This is a genomic window from Cytobacillus sp. ABV4_503, from assembly GCF_056158445.1.
This window is the reverse complement of record NZ_JBSWTH010000001.1, coordinates 1,444,917-1,468,529: the sequence shown is the minus strand read 5'-3', so window position 1 is coordinate 1,468,529 and position 23,613 is coordinate 1,444,917. Positions and strand designations below refer to the sequence as shown.

At 43.0% G+C, this 23,613-nt stretch carries 22 protein-coding genes and 1 other annotated feature; of the genes, 1 reads left to right on the top strand and 21 read right to left on the bottom strand.

The features are described 5' to 3' along the window. Positions 1-472: 472 nt before the first annotated feature. Complete coding sequence (locus ACXAD1_RS07495) at positions 473-2,188, top strand: Rqc2 family fibronectin-binding protein (protein ID WP_474909751.1); 1,716 nt, start codon at positions 473-475, stop codon at positions 2,186-2,188. Between the two features lie 55 nt (positions 2,189-2,243). On the opposite strand, the gene pyrE is transcribed toward ACXAD1_RS07495, so the two are convergent. From pyrE to ACXAD1_RS07390, 21 genes are all read right to left on the bottom strand, one after another. Beyond that, complete coding sequence (gene pyrE, locus ACXAD1_RS07490) at positions 2,244-2,876, bottom strand: orotate phosphoribosyltransferase (protein WP_474909750.1); 633 nt, start codon at positions 2,874-2,876, stop codon at positions 2,244-2,246. Further along, positions 2,866-3,582, bottom strand: a complete 717-nt coding sequence (gene pyrF / locus ACXAD1_RS07485) for an orotidine-5'-phosphate decarboxylase (RefSeq protein WP_370221615.1) — start codon at positions 3,580-3,582, stop codon at positions 2,866-2,868. The genes pyrE and pyrF overlap by 11 nt, the downstream gene beginning before the upstream one ends. Further along, positions 3,554-4,495 (bottom strand): dihydroorotate dehydrogenase, encoded by a 942-nt coding sequence (locus tag ACXAD1_RS07480; RefSeq protein ID WP_474909749.1) that lies wholly within the window; start codon positions 4,493-4,495, stop codon positions 3,554-3,556. Before ACXAD1_RS07480 ends, pyrF begins: the two co-directional genes overlap by 29 nt. Next, positions 4,492-5,268 carry a dihydroorotate dehydrogenase electron transfer subunit gene (locus ACXAD1_RS07475; protein ID WP_370221631.1) on the bottom strand — a complete coding sequence of 259 codons (777 nt, stop codon included), beginning with the start codon at positions 5,266-5,268 and terminating at the stop codon, positions 4,492-4,494. Before ACXAD1_RS07475 ends, ACXAD1_RS07480 begins: the two co-directional genes overlap by 4 nt. Beyond that, complete coding sequence (gene carB, locus ACXAD1_RS07470; RefSeq protein ID WP_474909748.1) at positions 5,268-8,480, bottom strand: carbamoyl-phosphate synthase large subunit; 3,213 nt, start codon at positions 8,478-8,480, stop codon at positions 5,268-5,270. Before carB ends, ACXAD1_RS07475 begins: the two co-directional genes overlap by 1 nt. Further along, positions 8,459-9,565 (bottom strand): carbamoyl phosphate synthase small subunit, encoded by a 1,107-nt coding sequence (locus ACXAD1_RS07465; RefSeq protein WP_370221613.1) that lies wholly within the window; start codon positions 9,563-9,565, stop codon positions 8,459-8,461. The genes carB and ACXAD1_RS07465 overlap by 22 nt, the downstream gene beginning before the upstream one ends. Continuing rightward, positions 9,562-10,848, bottom strand: a complete 1,287-nt coding sequence (locus ACXAD1_RS07460; protein ID WP_474909747.1) for a dihydroorotase — start codon at positions 10,846-10,848, stop codon at positions 9,562-9,564. Before ACXAD1_RS07460 ends, ACXAD1_RS07465 begins: the two co-directional genes overlap by 4 nt. Beyond that, a complete protein-coding gene (locus ACXAD1_RS07455) occupies positions 10,811-11,749 on the bottom strand; it encodes an aspartate carbamoyltransferase catalytic subunit (protein WP_474909746.1) in 939 nt (312 codons plus the stop codon). The genes ACXAD1_RS07460 and ACXAD1_RS07455 overlap by 38 nt, the downstream gene beginning before the upstream one ends. A 152-nt stretch (positions 11,750-11,901) precedes the next feature. Next, positions 11,902-13,206, bottom strand: coding sequence for a solute carrier family 23 protein (locus ACXAD1_RS07450; protein WP_370221611.1), 1,305 nt, complete (start codon positions 13,204-13,206; stop codon positions 11,902-11,904). A 139-nt stretch (positions 13,207-13,345) separates the two neighbouring features. Then, positions 13,346-13,891 carry a bifunctional pyr operon transcriptional regulator/uracil phosphoribosyltransferase PyrR gene (gene pyrR, locus ACXAD1_RS07445; RefSeq protein WP_206837642.1) on the bottom strand — a complete coding sequence of 182 codons (546 nt, stop codon included), beginning with the start codon at positions 13,889-13,891 and terminating at the stop codon, positions 13,346-13,348. 205 nt (positions 13,892-14,096) lie between these two features. Next, positions 14,097-15,008: an RluA family pseudouridine synthase gene (locus tag ACXAD1_RS07440; RefSeq protein ID WP_474909745.1), complete on the bottom strand. Its 912-nt coding sequence runs from the start codon at positions 15,006-15,008 to the stop codon at positions 14,097-14,099. Continuing rightward, a complete protein-coding gene (gene lspA / locus ACXAD1_RS07435; protein ID WP_009330836.1) occupies positions 14,980-15,477 on the bottom strand; it encodes a signal peptidase II in 498 nt (165 codons plus the stop codon). The genes ACXAD1_RS07440 and lspA overlap by 29 nt, the downstream gene beginning before the upstream one ends. Before the next feature lie 79 nt (positions 15,478-15,556). Beyond that, positions 15,557-15,844, bottom strand: coding sequence for a hypothetical protein (locus ACXAD1_RS07430; RefSeq protein ID WP_206836195.1), 288 nt, complete (start codon positions 15,842-15,844; stop codon positions 15,557-15,559). A gap of 461 nt (positions 15,845-16,305) precedes the next feature. Next, positions 16,306-19,077 carry an isoleucine--tRNA ligase gene (gene ileS / locus ACXAD1_RS07425; RefSeq protein ID WP_474909744.1) on the bottom strand — a complete coding sequence of 924 codons (2,772 nt, stop codon included), beginning with the start codon at positions 19,075-19,077 and terminating at the stop codon, positions 16,306-16,308. Between the two features lie 94 nt (positions 19,078-19,171). Continuing rightward, positions 19,172-19,434, bottom strand: a binding site (T-box leader). Between the two features lie 51 nt (positions 19,435-19,485). Next, positions 19,486-20,004 (bottom strand): DivIVA domain-containing protein, encoded by a 519-nt coding sequence (locus tag ACXAD1_RS07420; protein ID WP_206836186.1) that lies wholly within the window; start codon positions 20,002-20,004, stop codon positions 19,486-19,488. Between the two features lie 143 nt (positions 20,005-20,147). Next, positions 20,148-20,921: a YlmH family RNA-binding protein gene (locus ACXAD1_RS07415; protein WP_206836184.1), complete on the bottom strand. Its 774-nt coding sequence runs from the start codon at positions 20,919-20,921 to the stop codon at positions 20,148-20,150. A 65-nt stretch (positions 20,922-20,986) separates the two neighbouring features. After that, the gene (locus tag ACXAD1_RS07410) at positions 20,987-21,250 is read right to left on the bottom strand and encodes a YggT family protein (protein ID WP_009330847.1); all 264 of its coding nucleotides are present in this window, start codon (positions 21,248-21,250) and stop codon (positions 20,987-20,989) included. Between the two features lie 6 nt (positions 21,251-21,256). Then, positions 21,257-21,700 carry a cell division protein SepF gene (locus tag ACXAD1_RS07405; RefSeq protein WP_009330849.1) on the bottom strand — a complete coding sequence of 148 codons (444 nt, stop codon included), beginning with the start codon at positions 21,698-21,700 and terminating at the stop codon, positions 21,257-21,259. Between the two features lie 4 nt (positions 21,701-21,704). Then, positions 21,705-22,391 (bottom strand): YggS family pyridoxal phosphate-dependent enzyme, encoded by a 687-nt coding sequence (locus tag ACXAD1_RS07400; RefSeq protein WP_474909743.1) that lies wholly within the window; start codon positions 22,389-22,391, stop codon positions 21,705-21,707. Beyond that, positions 22,392-23,219, bottom strand: coding sequence for a peptidoglycan editing factor PgeF (gene pgeF / locus ACXAD1_RS07395; protein WP_474909742.1), 828 nt, complete (start codon positions 23,217-23,219; stop codon positions 22,392-22,394). Between the two features lie 69 nt (positions 23,220-23,288). After that, positions 23,289-23,558 (bottom strand): YlmC/YmxH family sporulation protein, encoded by a 270-nt coding sequence (locus ACXAD1_RS07390; RefSeq protein ID WP_206836176.1) that lies wholly within the window; start codon positions 23,556-23,558, stop codon positions 23,289-23,291. Between the last annotated feature and the right edge of the window lie 55 nt (positions 23,559-23,613).

Sequence of the window (23,613 nt, the reverse complement as noted above, 5' to 3'; positions counted from 1 at the left end):
CGCAGACTAAAAACGCCACGTCCTGTGGCAACGTCTGCATGACCCACATCCTCCCAAAAGCTGACGCTTTCGGTCGTGCGATGTTTATGCTGACGAAGCCTTCCTTGTCCTGCGGGCCTCAAGCATAAGACGAGCCGGCAGAAAGGTTGTTCTTTAACCTTTTGAACGGATTGAAAGAAATGTGGAGGCGACTGCCCAGGGACGACTAGCATAAGACGGTTCCTGTAAGAAGGAGTTCTTTCCTTCTGGAAGGGAACAGCTTATGCCTCGAGTCCCTAGGAGCCGAAACTAGCCAAGCTTATGACCTCGTGCCGATGGCGCCTGGAGCTAGACAGTATTAGAAAAGCGGAAGCGCCTTGTGCAGACTTGAAGCCAAGCCTTAAAACTTGATTTATATTATTTAAATGAAAGAATAATGTATATCTGCAGCAAGTGATAGGCTGTTATTTTTAATAGAAGAGGATGTTCCAATATGTCATTTGATGGTTTGTTTACAAGAGCTATGACGAAAGAGCTTATAGATACTTTAAAGGGCGGCAGAATTAATAAGATTCAGCAGCCTTATAAGAATGAAATTATTTTAGTTGTGCGGTCAAATGGGAGGAATCACAGGCTTTTGCTGTCAGCTCATCCAAGTTATGCGAGAGTCCAGCTTACTAATGAAGCACACGAAAACCCTTCAGAGCCGCCCATGTTCTGCATGCTTTTAAGAAAGCATCTGGAAGGCTACATACTTGAAGATGTCCATCAAATCGGGCTTGACCGTATAATCGTGTTTGAAGTTAAAGGCAGGAATGAGATTGGTGATATATCCTATAAACAGCTGATTGTTGAGATTATGGGCAGGCACAGCAATATTACGCTGGTGGATAAATCCCGCAATATTATTCTCGACAGCATCAAACATGTTTCTTTTGCTGTTAATAGCCATCGTGCGATTTTGCCCGGGCAGGAGTACATTCTCCCCCCTTCTCAGGATAAAATGAATCCTTTTGAGGCAGATAAAAACGATTTATTGCGAAAGATCGATTTTAACAGCGGGAAAGTTGATAAACAGCTAGTAGCGAACTTCGCAGGAATCTCACCGCTACTTGCAAAAGAAGTTATACACCAGGCTGGCCTTGTTAACAGGACAACTGTTCCAAATAGCTTCCAGCATTTATTAAGCTCCCTAAAAGACCATGCTATAAGACCGGCCATAACAGCTGGCGAACAAAAAGAAAGCTTTTATTTATTGCCCCTCCAGCATATAAAAGGGGAAAGCCGGGAATTTAATACCTTGAGCGAAATGCTGGACCGCTTTTATTTTGGTAAAGCGGAAAGAGACCGGGTCAAACAGCAGTCCAATGACCTTGAACGTTTCATAGTAAATGAGAAAGAAAAGAATGAGAAAAAAATTGAGAAGCTGAAAAAAACCCTGCATGAAGCGGAAAATGCTGATAAACATCAATTGTATGGAGAATTGATCACAGCCAATATTTATGCGATTCACAAGGGAATGAAGGAAACCGAAGTCATCAATTATTACGATGAAAATGGCGGGACAGTTACCATTCCTTTGGATCCCCTGATGACCCCATCAGAGAATGCTCAAAAATATTTTATAAGATACCAAAAAGCAAAAAATGCCGTAATCGCAGTAAAAGAGCAAATAAAGAAAGCAGAAGAGGAAGCGTCATACTTTGATTCTCTTCTGCAGCAAGTGGAAACTGCATCAACAAGAGACATTGCTGAAATAAGAGAGGAGCTTGTTGAAGGAGGTTATATTAGAGAAAGGCAAAAACGGGGCAACAAGAAACAGCAGAACCTTAAGCCTGTACTTGACCGCTATACCGCCTCAGACGGAACGGAAATTCTGGTTGGAAAAAACAATAAGCAGAATGATTATTTAACGAACAAATTGGCCGCAAGGGATGAGATATGGCTGCACACAAAGGATATCCCCGGTTCACATGTGGTTATCCGAAGCAAGGAACCAGCAGAAAATACAATTCTTGAAGCTGCATCCCTAGCAGCATACTTCAGCAAAGCACGCCATTCCAGTTCGGTTCCTGTTGACTTCACCCAAGTCCGTCATGTAAAAAAACCAAGTGGTGCGAAACCTGGATTTGTCATATATGACCAACAGCAAACCGTTTACGTTACGCCTGATGATGAAACTGTTCTGTCATTAAAACAACGTATGTAAACAAATAAAAAAAGCAAGCTCAGATGCTTGCTTTTTTCATTTGTCAAAAACTGCTTTATTGTGTTACTTTTCCCCACTCAGCAGGATCTTTTCGCCATTCAATCAGCTTCTTCATATCCTTTTCCTGGATATAGCCATTTTTAACGGCTACTTCTGTCAGAGCTTCAATATCAGTCAAAGTATATGCTTCGATTTTCTCTTCGTCCAGCATTTCCTTTCCTTTTTCCAGCTGGTATGTAAAGATAGCCGCAACACCCAGCACTTCACAGCCTGCTTCTCTTAAAGCCTTGACAGCAGTAATGGCACTTCCTCCTGTTGAAATTAAGTCTTCAACAACAACAACCTTCTGGCCTCTGTCAGCTTTTCCTTCAATTTGCTTCCCTTTCCCATGGCCCTTTGCCTTGGATCGGACATAGCACATTGGCAGTTCCATAATGTCACTTACCCAGGCAGCATGCGGAATACCCGCTGTTGCTGTTCCTGCAATTAGTTCTGCCTCAGGAAATTTATCCTGAATGATTGCCTGAAGGCCGGCAGCAATTTCTTTTCTAACTTCAGGATAAGACAATGTGAGACGGTTATCACAATAAATTGGAGTACGCAATCCCGAAGACCATGTAAATGGATCGTTTGGGTTTAATGCAACTGCTTTTATATCTAATAATTTTTCTGCTATTTTACGCTTCATTTAGAACGCCCTCCCAAGATTGCTTGCATAGCATATATTTTTCAAAAGGATTTTCCGCTCTGGTAATCGATCGGCCTACTACTATTGCGGAAGCCCCTTCATTTCTGGCGAATTCAGGTGTGGCTACTCTTTTCTGATCTCCGGAGTCGTCAGATGAAAGGCGTATTCCCGGTGTTACAGTCAAAAAAGAAGATCCTATTCGCGAACTTATTTCCCTTGCCTCAAAGCTTGAACATACTACTCCGTCAAGTCCTGCTTCTTTGGCAAGATTGGCATAATGAAGAACAGATTCGTTTAATGAAGCAGGAATTAATTGCTCTGATTTCATTTGCTGTTCGGATGTGCTTGTCAGCTGCGTCACAGCAATACAAGACGGCCTTTTCCCTGAGCTCCCGGCTTCAAGTCCTTCACATGCTGCTTCCATCATGGCTTTCCCACCTGAGGCATGTACATTAACCATATCGCAGCCAAGCCCCGCAAGTCGCTTCATGGCACTTTTAACGGTATTAGGAATATCATGAAGCTTGAGATCAAGGAAAATCTCATGTCCTTGTTCTTTTAAATCGTGAACGATAGAAGGCCCCTCCTGATAAAATAACTCCATGCCGACCTTTAGAAATAATTTTTCATTTTCAAAGTTTTTCAGAAAATGATTAACTTCCATTTTTCCCGGAAAATCAAGAGCAATAATGAGCGGCTTTTTCATGTTTCTTCCAGCCCCTTCCTACACATTCTGAAATATGTTCATATCCCAGCTTCCCAATAAGCTCTGGCAGCCCATCGATAATTTTTGGACACACAAAAGGATCAACGAAGTTAGCTGTACCAACCGCTACTGCACTTGCACCTGCATAAAAGTATTCAATGACATCCTCTGCTGATTCAATGCCGCCCATTCCGATGATCGGAAGGGACACCCGCTGGCTCACTTCATATATCATCCGGAGCGCGACAGGCTTAATGGCTGGCCCTGAAAGTCCCCCAGTTTTATTTGCCAAAATCGGATTGCCTGTTTTTAGATCTATTCTCATGCCAACAAGCGTGTTAATCATCGTTAAACCGTCAGCTCCGCCATCTTCCACTGCTTTTGCCATTTCTACAATATTTGTGACATTTGGTGAAAGCTTCACATAAACAGGTACCTCTGAAACCTCTTTTACTTTTTTCGTTAAGTTTTTAGCAATTTCAGGAATAGTGCCAAATGCAATTCCGCCTGTTTTTACATTCGGACAGGAAATGTTGAGTTCAAGTGCATGTACATTAGGGCTTGCAGAAATTTTTTTGGCAACTGCAACATAATCTTCTTCCTGCGAACCGGCTACATTGGCAATAATCGGTACATCAAATTGCTCAAGCCAGACCAGCTCATCATTCACCACTTTTTCCAGGCCTGGATTCTGCAGCCCAATTGCATTCAGCATCCCTGCAGAGGTCTCAGCCACTCTTGGTGTTGAATTTCCAAAACGGGGCTCAAAGGTTGTCGCCTTGATCATGATCGCACCCAATTGGCTCAAATCATACAGCTGGCTGAATTCTCTGCCGAAGCCAAAGCATCCAGATGCAGGCATGATTGGATTTTTTAATTCCAGTCCAGGCAGACTGACATTTATCGAGTTCATAGAACTACCTCCCCTGCTTTAAAGACCGGTCCGTCACTGCAGACTTTTTTATAACTGTATCCATCAGGGTCATCCCCTGTATGGCAAACGCATGCAAAGCACGCCCCTATGCCGCAGCCCATCCGTTCTTCTAATGACAGGTATACGTTTTTATGAGAGTATTGATTTTCAAGCGCCTTCAGCATCGGAGTCGGGCCGCAGGAATATAAAACATCGAAATTAATATTAAATCTTTTAATAACATCTGTAACAAAGCCTTTTGTTCCTGCACTTCCATCAGCTGTAGCCACATAGGTCCCGCCCAGCTGTGCAAACTTTTCTTCATAGAAAACGGCACTTGCTGACTGAAAGCCAAGGATATGAATCACATTAACACCACGGCTTACAAGCTGTTTGGACAACTCATATAGAGGGGGTACTCCGATTCCTCCTCCCACAAGAAGTGCTGTATCCCCCCGGCCTGCTTCACTGATAGGAAACCCATTTCCCAGCGGCCCCAGTACATCTGCGTAATCGCCAGGTTTTTTTTCTGAAAGCATATTCGTTCCTCTGCCTTCAGCACGGTATATCATCTTAAACTGGCTTTCATCAGGTAAAATCTCAGCAATGCTGATCGGCCTTCTTAGCATCGGGTCATAACCCCCGGAAATTTTCAAATGTACAAATTGCCCGGGCTCCTTCATTTCATGAACAAGCTCACCTTGTAGGGTGAGCTCGAAAATGTTTTCTGCTAGTTTTTTTTGCGATATTACAGTGCATTGTTCCTGTCTGATCAAGATAAAACCGCCTCCCGGACTTGTTCTGGTTTATCCATCGCATCTGCTGAGAAATTCATTGATTCGATTACTTGAAGGATTGCTTCTGCCGTATCTAGAGAAGTAAGGCATGGCACCCCATTTTCCACAGATTCACGGCGGATGCGGAAGCCATCTCTGGCAGGCTGTTTTCCTTTTGTTAGAGTATTTATCACAAATTGGGCTTCGCCATTTCTAATCACATCCAGAAGGTTTGGCCCTTCTGACCCTATTTTTCCAGTCACTTTTACAGGAATGCCCGCAGTTTTAAGGAATAAAGCTGTTCCGCTTGTCGCCATTAGCCTGTAGCCGATGGATACAAATCTCTTTGCCAGCTGCAGAGCTTCTTCTTTATCCTTATCTGCGACAGTCATTAATACTGTTCCAAACGGCTGGATTTTCATGCCGGAAGCAACAAGGCCTTTATAAAGGGCTTTTTCAAGCGTTGAATCTTTCCCCATAACTTCTCCAGTTGACTTCATTTCAGGCCCTAAAGTGATGTCTACTCTTCTTAATTTCGCAAATGAGAACACCGGTACTTTTACAAACACGCCTTTTCTCTCCGGCAGAAGTCCGGAACCGCAGCCCTGCTGAGCCAAAGTTTGGCCCATGATAACCTTCGTGGCGATTTTGGCCATTGGCACATTTGTAATCTTGCTCAAGAAAGGAACGGTCCGGCTTGAACGCGGGTTGACTTCAAGGACAAATACTTCCCCTTTTGCCACTACATACTGGATATTCAGGAGTCCTATAATGCCAAGGCCCTTAGCCATCTTCTCGGTATACTCAACGAGCTTGTCTTTGATTGCCTCGGAAATGTTTTGCGGAGGATAGACTGCTATGGAATCTCCTGAGTGCACTCCAGCTCTTTCAATATGCTCCATGATGCCTGGAATGAGCACATTTTCTCCATCCGAAATGGCGTCCACTTCAATCTCCTTCCCAGTCAGATACCGGTCGATTAATACTGGGTGCTCCGGATTCACTTTTACAGCGTTTTCCATATAATGCAGAAGCTCCTCTTCTTTATAAACTATCTCCATGGCTCTTCCGCCAAGTACATATGATGGTCGGACAACCACGGGATAACCGATTTCACCGGCAATCGCTACTGCCTGCTCCACAGATAGGGCAGTTTTTCCTTTTGGCATCGGAATGCCCAGCTCTGCAAGGGCATGCTCAAATTTATCACGGTCTTCTGCCCGGTCTAAGTTTTCAAGAGAAGTCCCGAGAATTTTCACACCTCTCTTTACAAGATCCGCTGCAAGATTAATAGCTGTTTGTCCGCCAAATTGCACAACTACACCTTCCGGCTTCTCAAGGTCAATGATGTGCATAACATCTTCAATCGTAAGCGGCTCAAAATAAAGCTTATCGGAGATGCTAAAGTCAGTAGAGACAGTTTCCGGATTATTATTAATGATGATTGCTTCATAGCCTGCTTCCTTGATTGCCCATACTGCATGGACAGTTGAGTAGTCAAACTCCACTCCCTGGCCAATCCGGATTGGACCTGAGCCCAGGACAACAACACTTTTGCGGCCAGTTACCTCCGATTCGTTCTCTTCCTCGTATGTTCCATAGAAATACGGTGTTTCAGATTCAAATTCTGCCGCACACGTATCAACCATTTTATAAACCGGTACAATATCCTGTTCTTTTCTCCAGCTGTAAACTGCCATTTCACTTGAATCCCAGAACCTCGCAATTACCAGGTCGGCAAATCCCATTTCCTTTGCAGCTTTCCCTGTTTCAGGGTCAAAAGGATTTTCTGTTAATACACTCTCAAAATCTACGATTTTCTTAATCTTATAAAGGAAGAATAGATCAATCCTGCTCCATTCATGGATCAACTCGATGGTAACTCCCCTTCTGATGGCTTCTCCGATATAAAACAAACGTTCATCGCCTGCTTTTCGAATCCGCTTTTCGATCAGTTCATTAGAAATTTGGTCAGCGTCCTTCAGCTCAAGATGATAAATGTTTGCTTCAAGTGAACGGACTGCTTTCAGAAGAGATTCTTCAAATGTGCGCCCTATCGCCATTACTTCACCTGTAGCCTTCATTTGGGTTCCAAGCGAACGGTTAGCCGATTCGAATTTATCAAACGGCCAGCGCGGGATTTTTGAGACAATATAATCCAACGCCGGTTCAAAACAGGCATATGTTTTTCCTGTGACAGGATTCATCATTTCATCAAGTGTCAGCCCTACCGCTATCTTGGCTGCCAATTTGGCAATCGGATAGCCTGTTGCCTTTGATGCAAGTGCTGATGAACGGCTGACACGCGGGTTAACTTCGATGATGTAATAATTGAAACTATCCGGATCAAGTGCCAGCTGGACATTGCATCCTCCTTCGATCTGAAGAGCCCGGATAATTTTTAATGAAGTGTTTCTTAGCAGCTGATACTCACGATCACTCAAAGTTTGGCTTGGAGCTACTACAATGGAATCACCTGTGTGGACACCTACAGGATCGAAGTTTTCCATATTGCAGACAACAATCGCATTGTCATTAGAGTCACGCATCACTTCATACTCAATTTCTTTGAAGCCCGCAATGCTCTTTTCCAGCAGGCACTGTGTTACAGGGCTGTTCTTCAAGCCGCTAGTCACAATTTCGATTAACTCCTCTTCATCGTGGCAGATTCCCCCGCCTGTTCCCCCCAATGTGAAAGCAGGGCGTACGATGACCGGATAGCCAATCCTATTTACAAACTTATACGCTTCCTCCAGGTTATGGATAATTTCACTGTCAGGCACCGGCTCGCCAAGTTCATTCATCAGATTTCTGAAAAGATCCCGGTCTTCCGCTTTTTGAATAGCAGATAATTTTGTACCGAGGATTTCAACCCCGCATTCATCCAAAACTCCTGATTCAGCAAGCTCTACTGCCAGGTTTAATCCTGTCTGCCCCCCAAGAGTAGGCACAAGGGCATCAGGGCGTTCTTTTCGGATGATGCGGCTGACGAATTCCAGCGTAAGCGGCTCTATATATACTGCGTCAGCAATTTCAGTATCTGTCATGATGGTAGCAGGATTTGAGTTTACAAGAATGACGCGATAACCTTCCTCTTTCAATGCAATGCAGGCCTGTGTTCCAGCATAATCAAACTCTGCTGCCTGTCCGATAACAATTGGTCCTGATCCGATTACTAAAATGCTTTTTATATCTGTACGCTTTGGCATGCTGCAGCACCTTCCTCTTTATGTGATTCAATCATTTGCAGGAATTGTTCAAATAATCCATTTGCATCCTCTGGCCCCGGTGAAGCCTCAGGGTGATATTGCACAGTGAACGCAGGGACTTCTTTATGTTTTAAGCCTTCAATCGTTCCATCGTTTAATGCAATATGTGTTACTTCCAGAAGAGTACCCGAAACTGAGTTTTCTTCCACTGAATATCCATGATTTTGAGATGTTAAAGCTACTTTTCCGGTTTGCAGATCTTTAACCGGATGGTTTGAACCGCGATGGCCGAATTTCATTTTTTCTGTATTGGCACCGCATGCAAGGGCAAACAGCTGATGTCCCAGGCAAATCCCAAAAATCGGCACATTTCCTAACAGACCTTTAATCATTGTGATAGCTTCCGGAACATCCTTCGGGTCTCCAGGTCCATTTGAAAGCATAACCCCATCCGGGCTCATGCTGAGTATTTCTTCAGCTGTTGTATTATAAGGTACCACAATCACATCACAATCCCGTTTGTTCAGTTCTCTTAAGATACCGTGTTTCATGCCAAAATCCACAAGGACTACCCTTCTGCCGCGGCCAGGGCTTGGATAAGGTGTCTTAGTGGAAACTTGCTTAACCTGATCGTTCCGAAGCTTTGTTGCACGCAGTTTTTCGATGATTAATTCCGGGCTTTCATTTATGCTGCATATAGCACCTTTCAGCGTACCATGCTGCCTGATAATCCTTGTTAATTTTCTAGTATCAATCCCAGCAATTCCGGGGATGTTTTTCATCTTAAAGTATTCATCAATTGTTTGTTCATTTCTCCAGTTTGAAGGAAACTCGCTTGCTTCTTTAACAATGAACCCGGAGATTGCAGGAGAGATTGATTCAAAATCATCTCGATTAATTCCATAATTTCCGATTAAAGGGTATGTCAATGTTACAATTTGTCCGCAGTAGGAAGGGTCAGAGAGGATTTCCTGATAACCCGTCATTCCTGTATTGAATACGACCTCTCCAATCGAATTCGTATCGCTTCCAAACCCTTTTCCAATAAAAATTGTCCCGTCTTCCAGAATCAGCTGTTTTTTCATGCTCTTACACTCCCTCTGTTCCAAACAATTTTTCCGCCTGCTATTGTCATAACCGGCCACCCTTTACAATCCCAGCCAGTAAATGGCGTATTTTTCCCTTTTGATAAGAACTGGGATGGGTCAATTTTTTCCTGGCGGTTTAGATCAAGCAGGACAAGATCTGCTATATTACCTTCTTCCACTCTTCCTGATTGTAAGCCGAATGCCTCAGCTGGCTTGATTGTTAAAAAATCAATCAGCTGTTTTAGTGTGAACATTCCCTTCTCGACGAAGTGTGTGTAAAGGAGCGGAAAGGCTGTTTCAAGTCCAACAATTCCAAAAGGCGCCAGCTCCATCCCCTCTTCTTTTTCTGCATCAGTATGAGGTGCATGGTCGGTCGCGATAAAATCAATCGTACCGTCCAACAACCCTTCTATTAAGGCAGCTCTGTCATCTGCACCTCTAAGTGGAGGATTCATTTTAAAGTTTGCATCCAAACCCGGGATATCCTCTTCACATAGAAGGAGGTGATGAGGTGTCACCTCGGCCGTTACCTTGATGCCTGCACGCTTTGCATCTCTTACCACCCTGACAGACTCTTTCGTACTGATGTGGCAGACATGATAATGGCAGCCAGAAGCTTCGGCAAGGAGTACATCCCTTGCGATTTGCACTGATTCACAGACGGAAGGAATACCATTTAAACCATTCTCTTTAGCAAAAACTCCATCATGTACGGAGCCTTTGTTAATGAGGGTATTTTCTTCGCAGTGCGCAACAATCGGCATGCTGATCTCTGCGGCGTTCCTCATTGCCTGCAGCATCATGGCAGCTGATTGCACCCCAACTCCATCATCAGTAAAAGCAAACGCTCCAGCTTCTTTCAGTGCTTTAAAATCTGTTAATTCCTGGCCAAGCTCACGGATTGTAATCGATGCATACGGCAGAACCTTGACCAACGCAGTCTCTTCAATTCGGCTGTTCAATTTTTCAAGCTGTTCCTTCGTATCAGGTACAGGCCGGGTATTCGGCATCGCCGCAACCGTTGTGAAACCGCCTTTGGCTGCTGCCTTTGTGCCAGTTTCAATGGTTTCCTTCTTTTCACCGCCAGGCTCACGCAAGTGTACATGCAGATCTATAAAGCCTGGTGCAATCAATAAGCCTTCTGCATCAATCACTTCCTGTGCCTTTTTCTCGATACCTGCACCTATCCCGGTGATTTTTCCTGACTCTATGTAAATGTCGGTCTTTACAAAATTCCCTTCCTTAGTAAGCAACTGGCCATTTTTGATTAATGTTGACATGATTAGCTCCCCCTTCAATATGTTCAATTGATCTTTTTAGTACAGCCATTCGAATGTACACACCATTTTGCATTTGTTTGAAGATTCTGGAGCGCTCGCATTCCACCAAGCAATCTGCTATTTCTACACCCCGATTTACAGGGGCCGGATGCATGATAATGCTGTTTGGCTTCATTTTTCTTTCACGCTCTTCTGTAAGGCCGTATGCCAGGTGATATTCTTCAGCCGTTTGATTGGCTTTCGATTCATGTCTCTCATGCTGAATTCTCAGCAGCATGACAACATCAGAAGTTTCAATTGCTGTGTCAACATCTTCATACATGCCATTTTCAAGCAATTCTTCATTGAACCATTCTTTTGGACCTGAAAAAACAACCTTCGCACCGAGCCGTACAAGTGCATCTGCATTGGATCTTGCGACACGGCTATGGGCAATATCACCGATGATGGCTACTTTTAATCCTTCAAAGGAACCGAATTCCTGTTTAATTGTCAGCAGGTCAAGCAGTGATTGTGTTGGATGATGGCCGCAGCCGTCCCCTGCATTCAGGATGGAAACACCGCTTTTACCTGCCAATTCGTCAAAGTATCGATCCAGGCTATGGCGGATGACGACTGCATGAACACCGATTGCTTCAAGCGTTTTTACCGTATCGTATAATGATTCACCCTTGGATACACTTGATGTGCTGACCTCAAATGGGATTATGTCCAGTCCAAGCCGTCTTTCCGCCACTTCAAAGCTGCATTTTGTCCTTGTGCTGTTTTCAAAAAAAAGATTTGCGACAAACACCTTTTGTTCAGGACTCCATGTCCCGCCGTTTAAAAAGTATTGTGCATCCTCCAGGATTTTATTGATTTCATTAATTTCTAACTCTGAGGTAGTGAGCAAATGTTTCAAGATTATCCCTCCTCTTTCAGTAAAAAAACACCCTGACAATTTGGTCAGGGTGCTGCATAGTTGAGGCAGCCAGATATACGGATACACTGTTCCCGTATAGCCTGCTTGCCGCCAACACCCTTTTAAGTCTCTCTGAACTTAGTTAAAAAGCGTTAAGCTACATTATTTTTTTTTTCGTTTTCAGCTTCAAACATATCTTCCTTGGCCTCTTCTCTGCCAGGAAGAATCAGGTTCAGGAGAACGCCGCTGATCGCTGCCAGTGCCATTCCTTCCAGTTTAAATGCCCAAATTTCGATATGGGCTCCGCCAATTCCGAGTACTAGGATGACCGAAGCAATAACCAGGTTACGGTTGTTTCCAAAATCCACTTTGCTGTCAACAAGCATTCTTAATCCTGATGAAGCGATGATCCCGAACAGAAGGATCGACACGCCGCCCATTACTGGAGTTGGGATCGAGCTGATTAGTGCAGTTACCTTACCAATGAATCCGAAGATGATGGCGATGACTGCAGCACCTGCCAGTACATAGACACTGTATATTTTCGTGATGGCCAGTACGCCTATGTTTTCACCGTAAGTTGTCTTTGGCGGACCCCCGATTAATGCCGAGATCATTGTTCCTGTTCCATCAGCAAGGATGGAGCGGTGAAGTCCCGGTTCTTTAATATAATCTCTCCCAACTACTTTTCCAAGGACAAGCTGATGGCCGATATGTTCAGAGATTGTCACAACAGCTACTGGTATCATTAAAAGAGCCAGATCAAGGGTTACCCTCACTTCATAATCAGCGAAGGGGATTAAGAATTCCGGCATCTCGAACCAGGATGCCTGCTGTACAAGCGAGAAGTCTATCAGGCCCACTGCCAGTGAGTATACATAGCCGATTATGATACCTGCAAGAATCGGCACCATGCTGAGCATTCCTTTTGCATAGATGGAGAAGATGATTGTTGCACCTAAAGTGATGAGCGCTGCTGAGAAATGCACCATGCTGTATTCACCCGTTTCAGGGTTGTTCATGGCCATACCGACTGCTGTGCCTGCTAATGCCAATCCGATTACAATGATTACCGGGCCGACCACGATTGGCGGAAGCAGATTCATAATCCAGCGGTAGCCCGCTTTTTTGATGATCAACGCTACGGCTCCATATACTAGTCCTGCCATAAAGCTTCCGATCATGGCAGCACCTGGTCCGCCAGCAGCTTTTGCTGCGATGATTGGAGCAATGAAAGCGAAAGATGACCCTAAATATGCCGGCACCTGCCATTTTGTTATGATGAGGAAAGCTATGGTTGCAAGTCCGCTTGAGATTAAAGCTATGGCAGGATTTAATCCTACTAAGAAAGGTACAAGTATAGTGGCTCCGAACATTGCGAATAAGTGCTGTAAACTTAATGTCAGCCAATGGGCTGGTTTTGGAACATCTTTTATATCTAGAATAGGCTTATGCATGCCAATCTCTCCTCTTCAATTTATTAAAAAACCCTCTTTGCCAGAGTCGCAAAGAGGGTAAAAGAGCACAGCAAAAGATAGACTGATTTTGCTGAGTCCCCCTTTGCCAGCCTCTCTGGACTGTATTTAAAAGGGCTATTTAATTTTCAAAAATGCTAACTTGATCGCTTTCATCCACTTCCTTCAGCTCGACAACAATTTTTTCCGAACTGGAGGTTGGAATGTTTTTTCCAACATAATCAGCTCTTATCGGAAGCTCTCTATGGCCCCGGTCCACGAGGACTGCCAGCTGAATCTGCGATGGCCGTCCGATATCAATCAGCGCATCAAGGGCGGCTCTAACTGTTCTTCCTGTATAAAGAACATCATCGACCAGTATCACTTTCTGTTCATTTATATCTTTTGGAACATCTGAGCCTTTGACAAGCGGCTCCTGATTTTCAGTCTTTTTCGTAAGATCATCTCTATATAGAGTAATATCAAGTTCGCCTACATCAATTTTGGCACCTTCGATTTGTTCGATCCGCTCCGCCAGGCGGTTCGCAAGGTATATCCCCCTGGTACGGATTCCAATCAGGATGCAATTTTCGATCCCTTTATTTTTCTCTATAATTTCATGAGCAATCCTTGTCAGCGCTCTCCTGATTGCCTGGTCATCCAAAACTATTGCCTTTTGCTGCGGCATTCTGATCACCTCTATTATCTGATTCTCTTCAGTTAATGTTATATACAAAAAACCTCTCACCGATCTGGCGAGAGGGTAAACGATTTTATTGCTGCAGAATAAGGATACAATGCTCCTTATTCAATCCGTTTCCTTCCCAGCCTCACGGGACTGTTTTAAAGGACTTATTCAACTATAGTCATCATATAGCACAGTTGGACAGTTGTCAACGATTATTTGCCAGTTTACCTAATAGCTCTTCGAAATAAGCAGGCATAGGTGCTTCAAATTCCAGGTACTCACCTGTTCTTGGATGATTAAATCCAAGAACACCTGCATGCAGTGCTTGTCCTCCAAGATCAAGAGTCTTTCTTGGACCGTATTTAGGATCTCCTGCCAGAGGATAGCCAATGTATTTCATATGAACACGGATTTGATGGGTTCTTCCCGTTTCAAGCTGGCATTCCACCAGTGTAAAATCCCTGAAACGCTCAAGGACCTGAAAATGCGTAACCGCATGTTTTCCATTGTCAACAACGGTCATGCTTTGACGGTCTTTGGGATCGCGGGCAATTGGGGCATCAATCGTACCATAATCGTGGGGAATGACTCCATGGACAATGGCACAGTACTTACGTGTAACGGTTTTATTCATCAGCTGGTTCACAAGACTTTCATGTGCCATATCATTCTTTGCAACCATAAGAAGTCCCGATGTATCCTTATCGATTCTGTGAACAATTCCTGGCCTCATGACCCCATTTATTCCTGAAAGATCTGTGCAATGCGCCATAAGTCCATTTACAAGAGTGCCAGTGCCATGCCCGGCTGCCGGATGGACCACCATTCCTTTTGGTTTATTTACCACCAGGACATCTTTATCTTCATAATAAATATCCAGCTCCATTTTTTCCGGCACAACATCCAGTTCTTCAGGTTCAGGTATTGTTATTTCAATTTTATCATTTGCCGTACATTTGTAATTGGTTTTCGGCTTCTGCCCGTTTACAAGAACATTGCCGTCTTTAATCCATTGCTGAACCTGCGTTCTTGACCAATCCGCATTCAATGTGGATAACACTTTATCTATTCTTTCTCCTGCCTGTTCTTCAGGAATGATGTGTTCCATTTTCTCCATAAGATTTCTCCTTCTTCTTTGCTTCTCTCTCTTCAAGCAGCATCTGAATCATCAGTAGCCCTACACCAATAACCAGAGCCGAGTCAGCAATATTGAAAACGGGGAAGTCATATCCAAAAATATAAGTGTTAACGAAATCCACCACTTCTTTTCTAAATACCCTGTCAATAAAGTTTCCAATCGCTCCGCCCAGCATCAGGCCCAAAGAGACTCCAAGCAGCAATTTGCCTTTGGCAGCTTTTTGAATGTAATAAATGATACCAATTATGACAATAACGGTTATTACGTAGAAAAACCACATTTGCCCCTGCAGGATGCCCCAGGCAGCGCCACGGTTGCGGTGCGATGTAATATAAAGAAAGTCCTCAATAACTTTAACACTTTCCCCTAATTCAAAGTTCTTTACAATCAGCCACTTCGTAAACTGATCAAGTGCAATCACGAACAATGCAATTATGTAATAAAACACAAAGGCAACCCCCATATCTCATATCATTACCTTTGCATTTTAGCACAAACTGAATAAAAAACACAGCACACGCCTAAACTCAGTGGAAAATAGATTTTCTGTAGAATTTCCCCAGCCTGCTGCAGTCCTCCATTGTTTTTAAAGTAGGGATCACCTGCAGCAAATCTTGCGGAAGCAGTTCACCTGAAATTTCACATTTGCCAAAACTTCCAGATTCAATTTTGCTGAGTGTTTGTTCAATATCATGCAGCTCTTCCAATAAAATCGGTTTTATCAAAGCGGAACTATTGCCTTCCATTAGCCTTTCCAGTATTTCCTGTCTTGTATTACGGAGTTCTGTATATAGCCCTTCTGCTTTTGCATCCATGCTTTTTCCTCCGTTCTCTGATGTTTACTTTATTATTTTCTCGGAACGGATTTCAGACACGGATAAACTTTTAGCAAACGGCACAACATTTAGTGAAGGTGGAATTATTTATTAAGACTCTTTTCGTATAAATTGTTGTTTTTCGCTTATCAATGTTGTCCGTTGATTTCCGCTCCAGGCTGCTCGCTTTCAGCGGGGCGGCGGTGAGCCTCCTCGACGCTGCGCGCCTGCGAGGTCTCACCTGTCCCGCTACTCCCGCAGGACTTTGAATAAGCATCCTCGAATAAGCACCGCACGAAGGAAATGCGCCAGCATTTTCGAGGATCTCGCACCTTCCGCTACAATCAACTCAGTAAATATAATACAAAAGCAACAAACCTTGCGAATACAGCCTTTATAAAAAGGATTTGAAGAAGTCCAATTAAAAAACAGTCCCCCAATTTTTGAGGGACTGCCAGTATTTAAGCCAAGTGGCTATAATTATTTTTTACAACCTCAGCACAGCGAGGGCAAAGAGTGTCATAGCCTTCTATCTGGCCGACGTCTGGAGTAACTGTCCAGCAGCGATCGCAAGTTTCCCCTTCTGCTTTAGAAACAACTATTGCAGTGTTTTCAAATTTCACAGCATTTTCAGGAGCATCTGACAGGCCGCCTGCTACTTCAAATCCAGAAACGATAAAGATCTGCTGAAGATTTTCCTGAATTGACTCCAGAAGGCTTTTTGCTTGATCGTTTACATAAAGGGTTACTTTTGCAGTCAGAGATTTGCCAATCACCTTTTCATTACGTGCTTCTTCCAATGCTTTAAGAACATCATTGCGAAGCTTCATGAATGCAGTCCACTTTTCTTCCAGCTGCTTTGCGTTCGGAAGCTCTTGATATTCAGGCATATCCGTCAATTGTACACTTACTTCCTTCACATTCGGAATAAAGCTCCAAACTTCATCTGAAGTATGGGAAAGTATAGGTGCAACCAGTTTTGTCAGAGCAATCAGGCTCTTATATAAAACAGTTTGGATAGCACGGCGTTCTGCATTATCTTTCGCTTCAATGTATAGGACATCTTTTGCAAAATCAAGATAGAATGCACTAAGGTCCAATGTACAGAAATTATTTACAGCATGGTAGATGCTGGCAAATTCATAGCGGTCATAAGACTCGCGAACATTCTTGATCAGTTTGTTCAGCTTAACCAGCATAAACTGGTCAACTTCACGCAGGCTTTCAAATGAAACCGAGTCTGTTGCCGGGTTAAAATCATCCAGATTTCCAAGCAAAAACCTGAACGTATTGCGGATCTTTCTATACACTTCTGCAACCTGCTTCAGAATAGCATCAGATACACGGACATCAGCCTGATAATCTACTGAAGCTACCCATAAGCGCAGAATGTCAGCACCAAGCTGGTTCATGACTTTTGCCGGAACCACTACGTTTCCAATGGATTTACTCATTTTTCTTCCTTCACCATCAAGTGTGAACCCGTGGCTCAGCACACCTTTATAAGGTGCTTTTCCTGTCACTGCTACTGCAGTTGAAAGTGAAGAGTTAAACCAGCCTCGGTATTGGTCCGAGCCTTCAAGGTATAAATCTGCAGGACGCTGCAAGTCGTCGCGCTCTAAAAGAACTGCCTGATGGGAAGAACCGGAATCGAACCAAACGTCCATGATATCCGTTTCTTTTGTAAACAAGCCATTCGGGCTTCCCGGATGTGTGAACCCTTCAGGCAGCAGTTCTTTCGCTTCTCTCTCGAACCAGATGTTCGAACCATCCTCACGGAAAAGGTTGGATACATGTTCAATGGTTTCATCTGTGATAATCTCTTCCCCATTTTCCGCATAAAAAACAGGAATTGGCACGCCCCATACACGCTGGCGGGAGATACACCAATCACCGCGGTCCCGGACCATGTTAAATAGTCTTGTCTCTCCCCACGCAGGATACCAATTAGTTTCCTTAACAGCTTCCAAAAGTTCATTGCGGAAATCTTTAATGGATGCAAACCATTGGGCAGTAGCACGGAAAATAACTGGCTTTTTTGTTCTCCAGTCATGCGGATAAGAGTGAGTAATAAAAGTAAGTTTTAATAAAGCCCCAGCTTCCTCAAGTTTTTCAGTAATCGGCTTATTGGCTGCATCATAGAATAAACCTTCAAAGCCAGGTGCTTCACTAGTCATGTTTCCTTTATCATCAACCGGGCATAATACGTCCAACCCGTACTTCATGCCAACATGGAAATCGTCTTCCCCATGGCCAGGAGCAGTATGAACACATCCCGTACCAGCATCAGTTGTAACATGTTCACCCAGCATGACAAGGGAATCACGGCCATAAAGGGGATGTTCGGCAACTACATTCTCAAGCTCTGTCCCTTTTACTGATTGAACAACTTTATAGTCTTCCCATTCAAACTCTTTAGCCACTGAAGCCAGTAAATCTTCAGCAACCATAAACTTTTTGCCGTTTGCCTCAACTACACTATAGGTAAGGTCCGGATGAACTGAAATTCCGAGGTTTGCCGGAATGGTCCAAGGAGTAGTAGTCCAGATAACAATATGTGTATCTTGATCCAATACATTTTTGCCATCTTTTACTTTAAATGCTACATAGATGGACGGTGAACGCTTATCTTTGTATTCAATTTCTGCTTCTGCTAAAGCTGATTCAGATGACGGAGACCAATAAACAGGCTTTTTCCCTTTATAGATATAGCCTTTTTTCGCCATCTCCCCAAATACTTTAATTTGCTGAGCTTCGTACTCCGGCTTCAGAGTGATGTATGGGTTCTCCCAATCACCGCGGACTCCTAAGCGCTTAAATTGGCTGCGCTGGCTGTCAATCTGCTCATATGCGTATTCTTCACAAAGCTTGCGGAACTCAGCAACACTCATTTCTTTACGCTTTACGCCTTTGTTTGTCAAAGCCTGCTCAATTGGGAGACCATGTGTATCCCAGCCAGGAACATATGGAGCATTAAAGCCAGTCATTGACTTAGAGCGTACGATGAAATCCTTTAGGATTTTGTTCAGCGCATGGCCGATGTGGATGTCGCCATTTGCATATGGAGGACCATCATGCAGTACAAACATCGGACGGCCTTTTGTCCGTTCCTGGACCTTTTCATAAATATTCATTTCTTCCCATTTTGCCTGAATTTCAGGTTCGCGCTTTGGAAGATTGCCGCGCATTGGGAATTCTGTTATTGGCATTAATAAACTATCTTTGTAATCCATTCCTTTGCCTCCTGTTTGTAACTCATTAAATACCATGATAGCCAATGAGAGCTGAGAAAAACCACAGAAAAATACAAAAAACCTTCTCATCCCAAAAAGGGACGAGAAGGTTATATTCTCCCGCGGTACCACCCTTGTAGATGAAATATGATTAAATTTCATCCGCTCAAAGAATTCTTAACGTGAATGATCCGCCTTGGCCTACTGATGGTTGTATGTTCGGCAAGGAACTCAAGGGTGATTTTCCAGCTTTTGCTTATACCCGGGCTTCCACCATCCCCGGCTCGCTTACAGAGTGAGTATCCATTCTGTTCATAAGCTTTGAAAAGTCTGTACTGTCCCTCTCATTGTTGATAAACATCGTATTTTACTTTGTTTTAAAATTATATGCGATATTTCCAGCTTTCGTCAAGCCAGTGATTCTTCTTCTTCTCTTAATGATTTAAGTTCAGTGGAATCCAGCTTATATTCCATTAAATGATCCCAATCATCGTTGTTCAGCATATCCAGCTGTGCTTCAACAAGCATTTTGAAACGTGTCCGGAATACTTTAGACTGTTTCTTTAAATCTTCAATATCCAGCGCGATTTTTCTCGCTTTGGATAGGGATTCGTTCACAATTCTGTCAGCATTCTTTTCAGCTTCTTTAATGATTAGCTTCGCTTCTTTATGGGCATTGCGCTTTACATCCTCTGCTGCTTCCTGTGCAACCACAATCGATTTATTAAGTGTTTCTTCAATTGTGGTAAAGTGGCCTATGCGTTCGTTCGTATCATTAAGCTTTTCTTCAAGTTCTTTTTTTTCCCTGATCAGGATTTCATAGTCTTTGATGATCTGGTCAAGGAATTCGTTTACTTCATCTTCATCATACCCGCGGAATCCTTTGCTGAATTCCTTGTTATGAATATCCAACGGTGTTAATGGCATGTGTGCCACCTCCCAGGTCTGTTGATCTTATGTAATTGGTTTGAGCCTGCTGGTTCATTTTCATTATAGCAGACTCCGTAGTCTTTTGATTATTTATTCGACAGGTTGTTTCAAATTCCTTCAATTTTATAAAAAATAAATTGTTATCTCTGCCTCCCAGCAATAATCCTCCATTTGTCCTTTTTTGTTTTTCCATCTATTTCTATGATTTTGGAACGGCCCTGTCCCCTGACTGATATGATGTCGCTTTGCTGGCATTCAAATGAGGGGTTTTCTATTTGCGTCCAATTGACTTTGACTAGTCCCTGTTGAATATAGAGCTGGGATTTTTGTCTTGAGATGTTGTAGATGGCAGAGATGATTGTGTCCAATCTCAGGGATGAAGAGGTGATGGAGCTTTCTTTCCACACTTCTGCTGATTGGATCGCCTCTGAAAAAGGCTGTTTTTTCAGCGATACGGAAGCCCTGCCAATCGACTGCAGCTGCAGGCTGATGTAATCTTCAATTTCCTGTGCTGCAAAAAACTGGATTCTGTCATCTTCAAAAAGGATATCACCGAACTTCCCTCTTTTTAGCCCCAAAGACATTAGACTTCCCAGGACTTGCGGGTGTTCTATGGTGACAAACTTTATAGGATATACCAGTTCAAACAGCCGAATTTGAAAATCGCTCTCATCGCTTTCATAGTAATCCGGAAATATCAGGGCTCTCCTTCTCTCTGCATCTGGGGTTCCCCCAAATAAAGAAAATAAGATTCCGGAATCCTGTCCAATAACGCTTTTAAGGATTTGCTGCTCCCTTGGATCAAGAAAATCAGTAAGCTTTGGTGCATATGTATTTTCTACAAGATCTTTCCAGTTAAGAACCTGGTCAATAAATTCTTTTTCTTCCGGTCGGAAGTGCTGATAAATGGTCATTTTTAAGTAAACCTCCATTTTAAGCAAATAAAAAAGGGCCATTTTGATAGCCCTGTTTGTAGACCTTATGATATCCAATAAAAAAGCTGCTGTAATCCTCCAGTGGCAAATCGCAAAACTAAGATAGCCACAATTGGAGAAATATCAATCATTCCAAGCGGAGGAATGATTTTGCGGAAAGGCTCAAGGTACGGTTCACAAATCCTTGCAAGAAACTGGCCAAATGCTGATTCCCTGGCATTAGGGAACCAGGACAGCAGAATATAAATAATCAGTGCCCACGAGTAATAATAAATTGCAGATGACAATATTCCAAATACTAATTCCATTAAATGCTACCACCTCGTATTTTCTAATTCTTGTTCTTTCATCAGCTGAGAGATGTTTCCTGATACCTCAACATTGTCAGGTGTACATAGAAAAATATCAGTTCCAATCTTTTGAATATCTCCGCCAATGGCATAAACGGTTCCGCTTAGGAAGTCAACAATCCGCTTTGCCTGATCTTTTTCTATTCTCTGCAGATTGACAACAACAGCTCTTCTGTTTTTCAGCTGATCCGCAATATCCTGTGCCTCTGCATAGACACGCGGTTCAACAAGAACTACTTTAGAAGATTTCTGCACACTTTGGAGGCTGACGATGTTCTGTTTTTGAACTGGCTGCTGCTTTTGCACCTGCTTCACCGGCTCTCTTTCTTCTTCGATGATTTCCTCTTCCTTATAGTCATATTCATCATCCAGGAAGAAAAATGTTTTAAATTTTGATTTTATACTCATTTTATCAAACCTCCTGACTCTTTTGGCCTACTAAAGCAGTACCAATCCTCACCATTGTGGCACCTTCTTCAATTGCCAGGGAAAAATCATTGGACATGCCCATTGAAAGCTCAGTACAAGGAGCAAAATCAAATCCCAGATCTTTTACCTTTGTTTGCATGTCTTTAAGCTTACGGAAACAGGAACGAAGCAAATCCTCGTCTGATGAAAGAGGTGCCATTGTCATAAGGCCGATGATATTGAGATTTTTATAATCTGCCAGGCATGAAATAAAGTCAGCTACCTCTTCAGGATTTATCCCCTGTTTCGACTCTTCTCCTGAGACATTAACCTGAACAAAACAATTTATCTTTCGATTCGCCCGCTTGTCGATTTCCTTCGCGAGGGAAAGCCTGTCCAGTGAATGGATATAATCCACTTTATCAATTATATTTTTCACTTTGCGCGTTTGCAGCGTACCAATAAAATGCCAGGTTGGCTTGTCCTTTAACACATCCCACTTGGCAAGGAGTCCTTCATCTCTGTTTTCACCTAAATGAACAATACCTGCTTCAAGGGCTTCTTGTGCCCTTTCCGCTGATACGTACTTAGTAACAGCAATGAGGGTAATTTCTTCGGGCTTACGGTTGGCCTTCATGCACGCTTCCTGAATAGCTGACTCAATTTGCTTTAAATTTTCTTCTACTCTCATTTAGCTTCCGTCTTCCTCCTTCCAGCCAATAAAGCTCATCATTCTGCCTGTACTTCCTCTATCTCTTCTGTGAGAGAAAAAATAGTTTTCATGACAGCTTGTGCAATAATCAGTAATCATGATATTTTCATGAGGAATTCCTGCATTTATCAGAATTGTCCGGTTTAGTTCCTTCAAATCAAGCTGGAATTGATTGTCACTAATTTGATTATATGGCTTTATATCGACATCTTCTAGTATTTTTTGCACTTTTGAAATAACACGATCATCAACTATATAACAATTTCCGCAAATGGAAGGGCCAATTACAGCCTGAACCTCACTTATGTCCATTCCTTCTTTTGCAAATAGCTCAGCCATCTTCCTCCCAATCCCCCCGACAGTACCTTTCCAGCCTGCATGTGCCATACCTATGGCTCCTGTCTTTTCATGCAAAAAGTAAAGCGGCACACAATCCGCATAACAGAGGGTCAGCATGACATCTTTAGAATAAGTGAAAAACCCGTCAGTACCAGAAAAAGAATCCTCGTAAATTAGTGCACCTTTCCCTTTATCATTTCTGGTAACTTTTTTTATATTTATTTCATGAGTTTGTTCAGCACCAACCCACTTTTCATGAGAAAATCCAAGCAAGTCAGCCACATGCTGCCGATTTCGGCTGACTGCTTCATAGCTGTCGTTCACATGCAATCCTACATTAAGCGTTTTGTATTCTTTACGGCTGTATCCGCCATTTTTAGTTGTAAAACCGGCCGTAATATTAGGAAAACGATCCGCCCACTCTTTTATGACAAAATACTCTTCAGTTTTTAAAGAAAATGGTTCCATCAGATTAACCCCATCATATTTTTCTATAGTTTACCACAAGGCAGGCAGTGATGACACCATTAACAACTCCTATGCTTCCTCCTCAATATATTTTGGCTCACTCGCATCCTGATAGCGGACCAGTATGACATCTTCACCAATTTTTATAATGTTTTTCCACGGTATGACAATATCAGCATCTCTCCCAAAAAAACCCAACACCTTCCCCGCTCCTCCGATTATGACGGCTTCAATTTTCCCTGTATTTATATTAATATCTATATCCCCAATATTTCCAAGCTTTTTGCCGTCAGCTACATTTACAACATCCTTCATTTGAAATTCAGATATTTTCACCATCGACACTTCACTCCCAATTTATGTTCTTATTCAATATATGTTTGCCCCTATAGGA

Coding starts and splice junctions, on each gene's coding strand:
- ACXAD1_RS07410 (WP_009330847.1), bottom strand. CDS start 21,250: ATGGAATTAGTATTTGGAATATTGTCATCTGCAATTTATTATTACTCG.
- ACXAD1_RS07420 (WP_206836186.1), bottom strand. CDS start 20,004: ATGCCATTAACACCGTTGGATATTCATAACAAGGAATTCAGCAAAGGA.
- pyrR (WP_206837642.1), bottom strand. CDS start 13,891: ATGCCGCAGCAAAAGGCAATAGTTTTGGATGACCAGGCAATCAGGAGA.
- ACXAD1_RS07405 (WP_009330849.1), bottom strand. CDS start 21,700: ATGAGTATAAAATCAAAATTTAAAACATTTTTCTTCCTGGATGATGAA.
- carB (WP_474909748.1), bottom strand. CDS start 8,480: ATGCCAAAGCGTACAGATATAAAAAGCATTTTAGTAATCGGATCAGGA.
- ACXAD1_RS07415 (WP_206836184.1), bottom strand. CDS start 20,921: ATGACCATTTATCAGCACTTCCGACCGGAAGAAAAAGAATTTATTGAC.
- ACXAD1_RS07390 (WP_206836176.1), bottom strand. CDS start 23,558: ATGGTGAAAATATCTGAATTTCAAATGAAGGATGTTGTAAATGTAGCT.
- ileS (WP_474909744.1), bottom strand. CDS start 19,077: ATGGATTACAAAGATAGTTTATTAATGCCAATAACAGAATTCCCAATG.
- ACXAD1_RS07495 (WP_474909751.1), top strand. CDS start 473: ATGTCATTTGATGGTTTGTTTACAAGAGCTATGACGAAAGAGCTTATA.
- ACXAD1_RS07440 (WP_474909745.1), bottom strand. CDS start 15,008: ATGGAGAAAATGGAACACATCATTCCTGAAGAACAGGCAGGAGAAAGA.
- pyrE (WP_474909750.1), bottom strand. CDS start 2,876: ATGAAGCGTAAAATAGCAGAAAAATTATTAGATATAAAAGCAGTTGCA.
- pgeF (WP_474909742.1), bottom strand. CDS start 23,219: ATGGAACCATTTTCTTTAAAAACTGAAGAGTATTTTGTCATAAAAGAG.
- ACXAD1_RS07450 (WP_370221611.1), bottom strand. CDS start 13,206: ATGCATAAGCCTATTCTAGATATAAAAGATGTTCCAAAACCAGCCCAT.
- pyrF (WP_370221615.1), bottom strand. CDS start 3,582: ATGAAAAAGCCGCTCATTATTGCTCTTGATTTTCCGGGAAAAATGGAA.
- ACXAD1_RS07400 (WP_474909743.1), bottom strand. CDS start 22,391: ATGAGAGTAGAAGAAAATTTAAAGCAAATTGAGTCAGCTATTCAGGAA.
- ACXAD1_RS07430 (WP_206836195.1), bottom strand. CDS start 15,844: ATGGATGCAAAAGCAGAAGGGCTATATACAGAACTCCGTAATACAAGA.
- ACXAD1_RS07480 (WP_474909749.1), bottom strand. CDS start 4,495: ATGAACTCGATAAATGTCAGTCTGCCTGGACTGGAATTAAAAAATCCA.
- ACXAD1_RS07460 (WP_474909747.1), bottom strand. CDS start 10,848: ATGTCAACATTAATCAAAAATGGCCAGTTGCTTACTAAGGAAGGGAAT.
- ACXAD1_RS07465 (WP_370221613.1), bottom strand. CDS start 9,565: ATGAAAAAACAGCTGATTCTGGAAGACGGGACAATTTTTATTGGAAAA.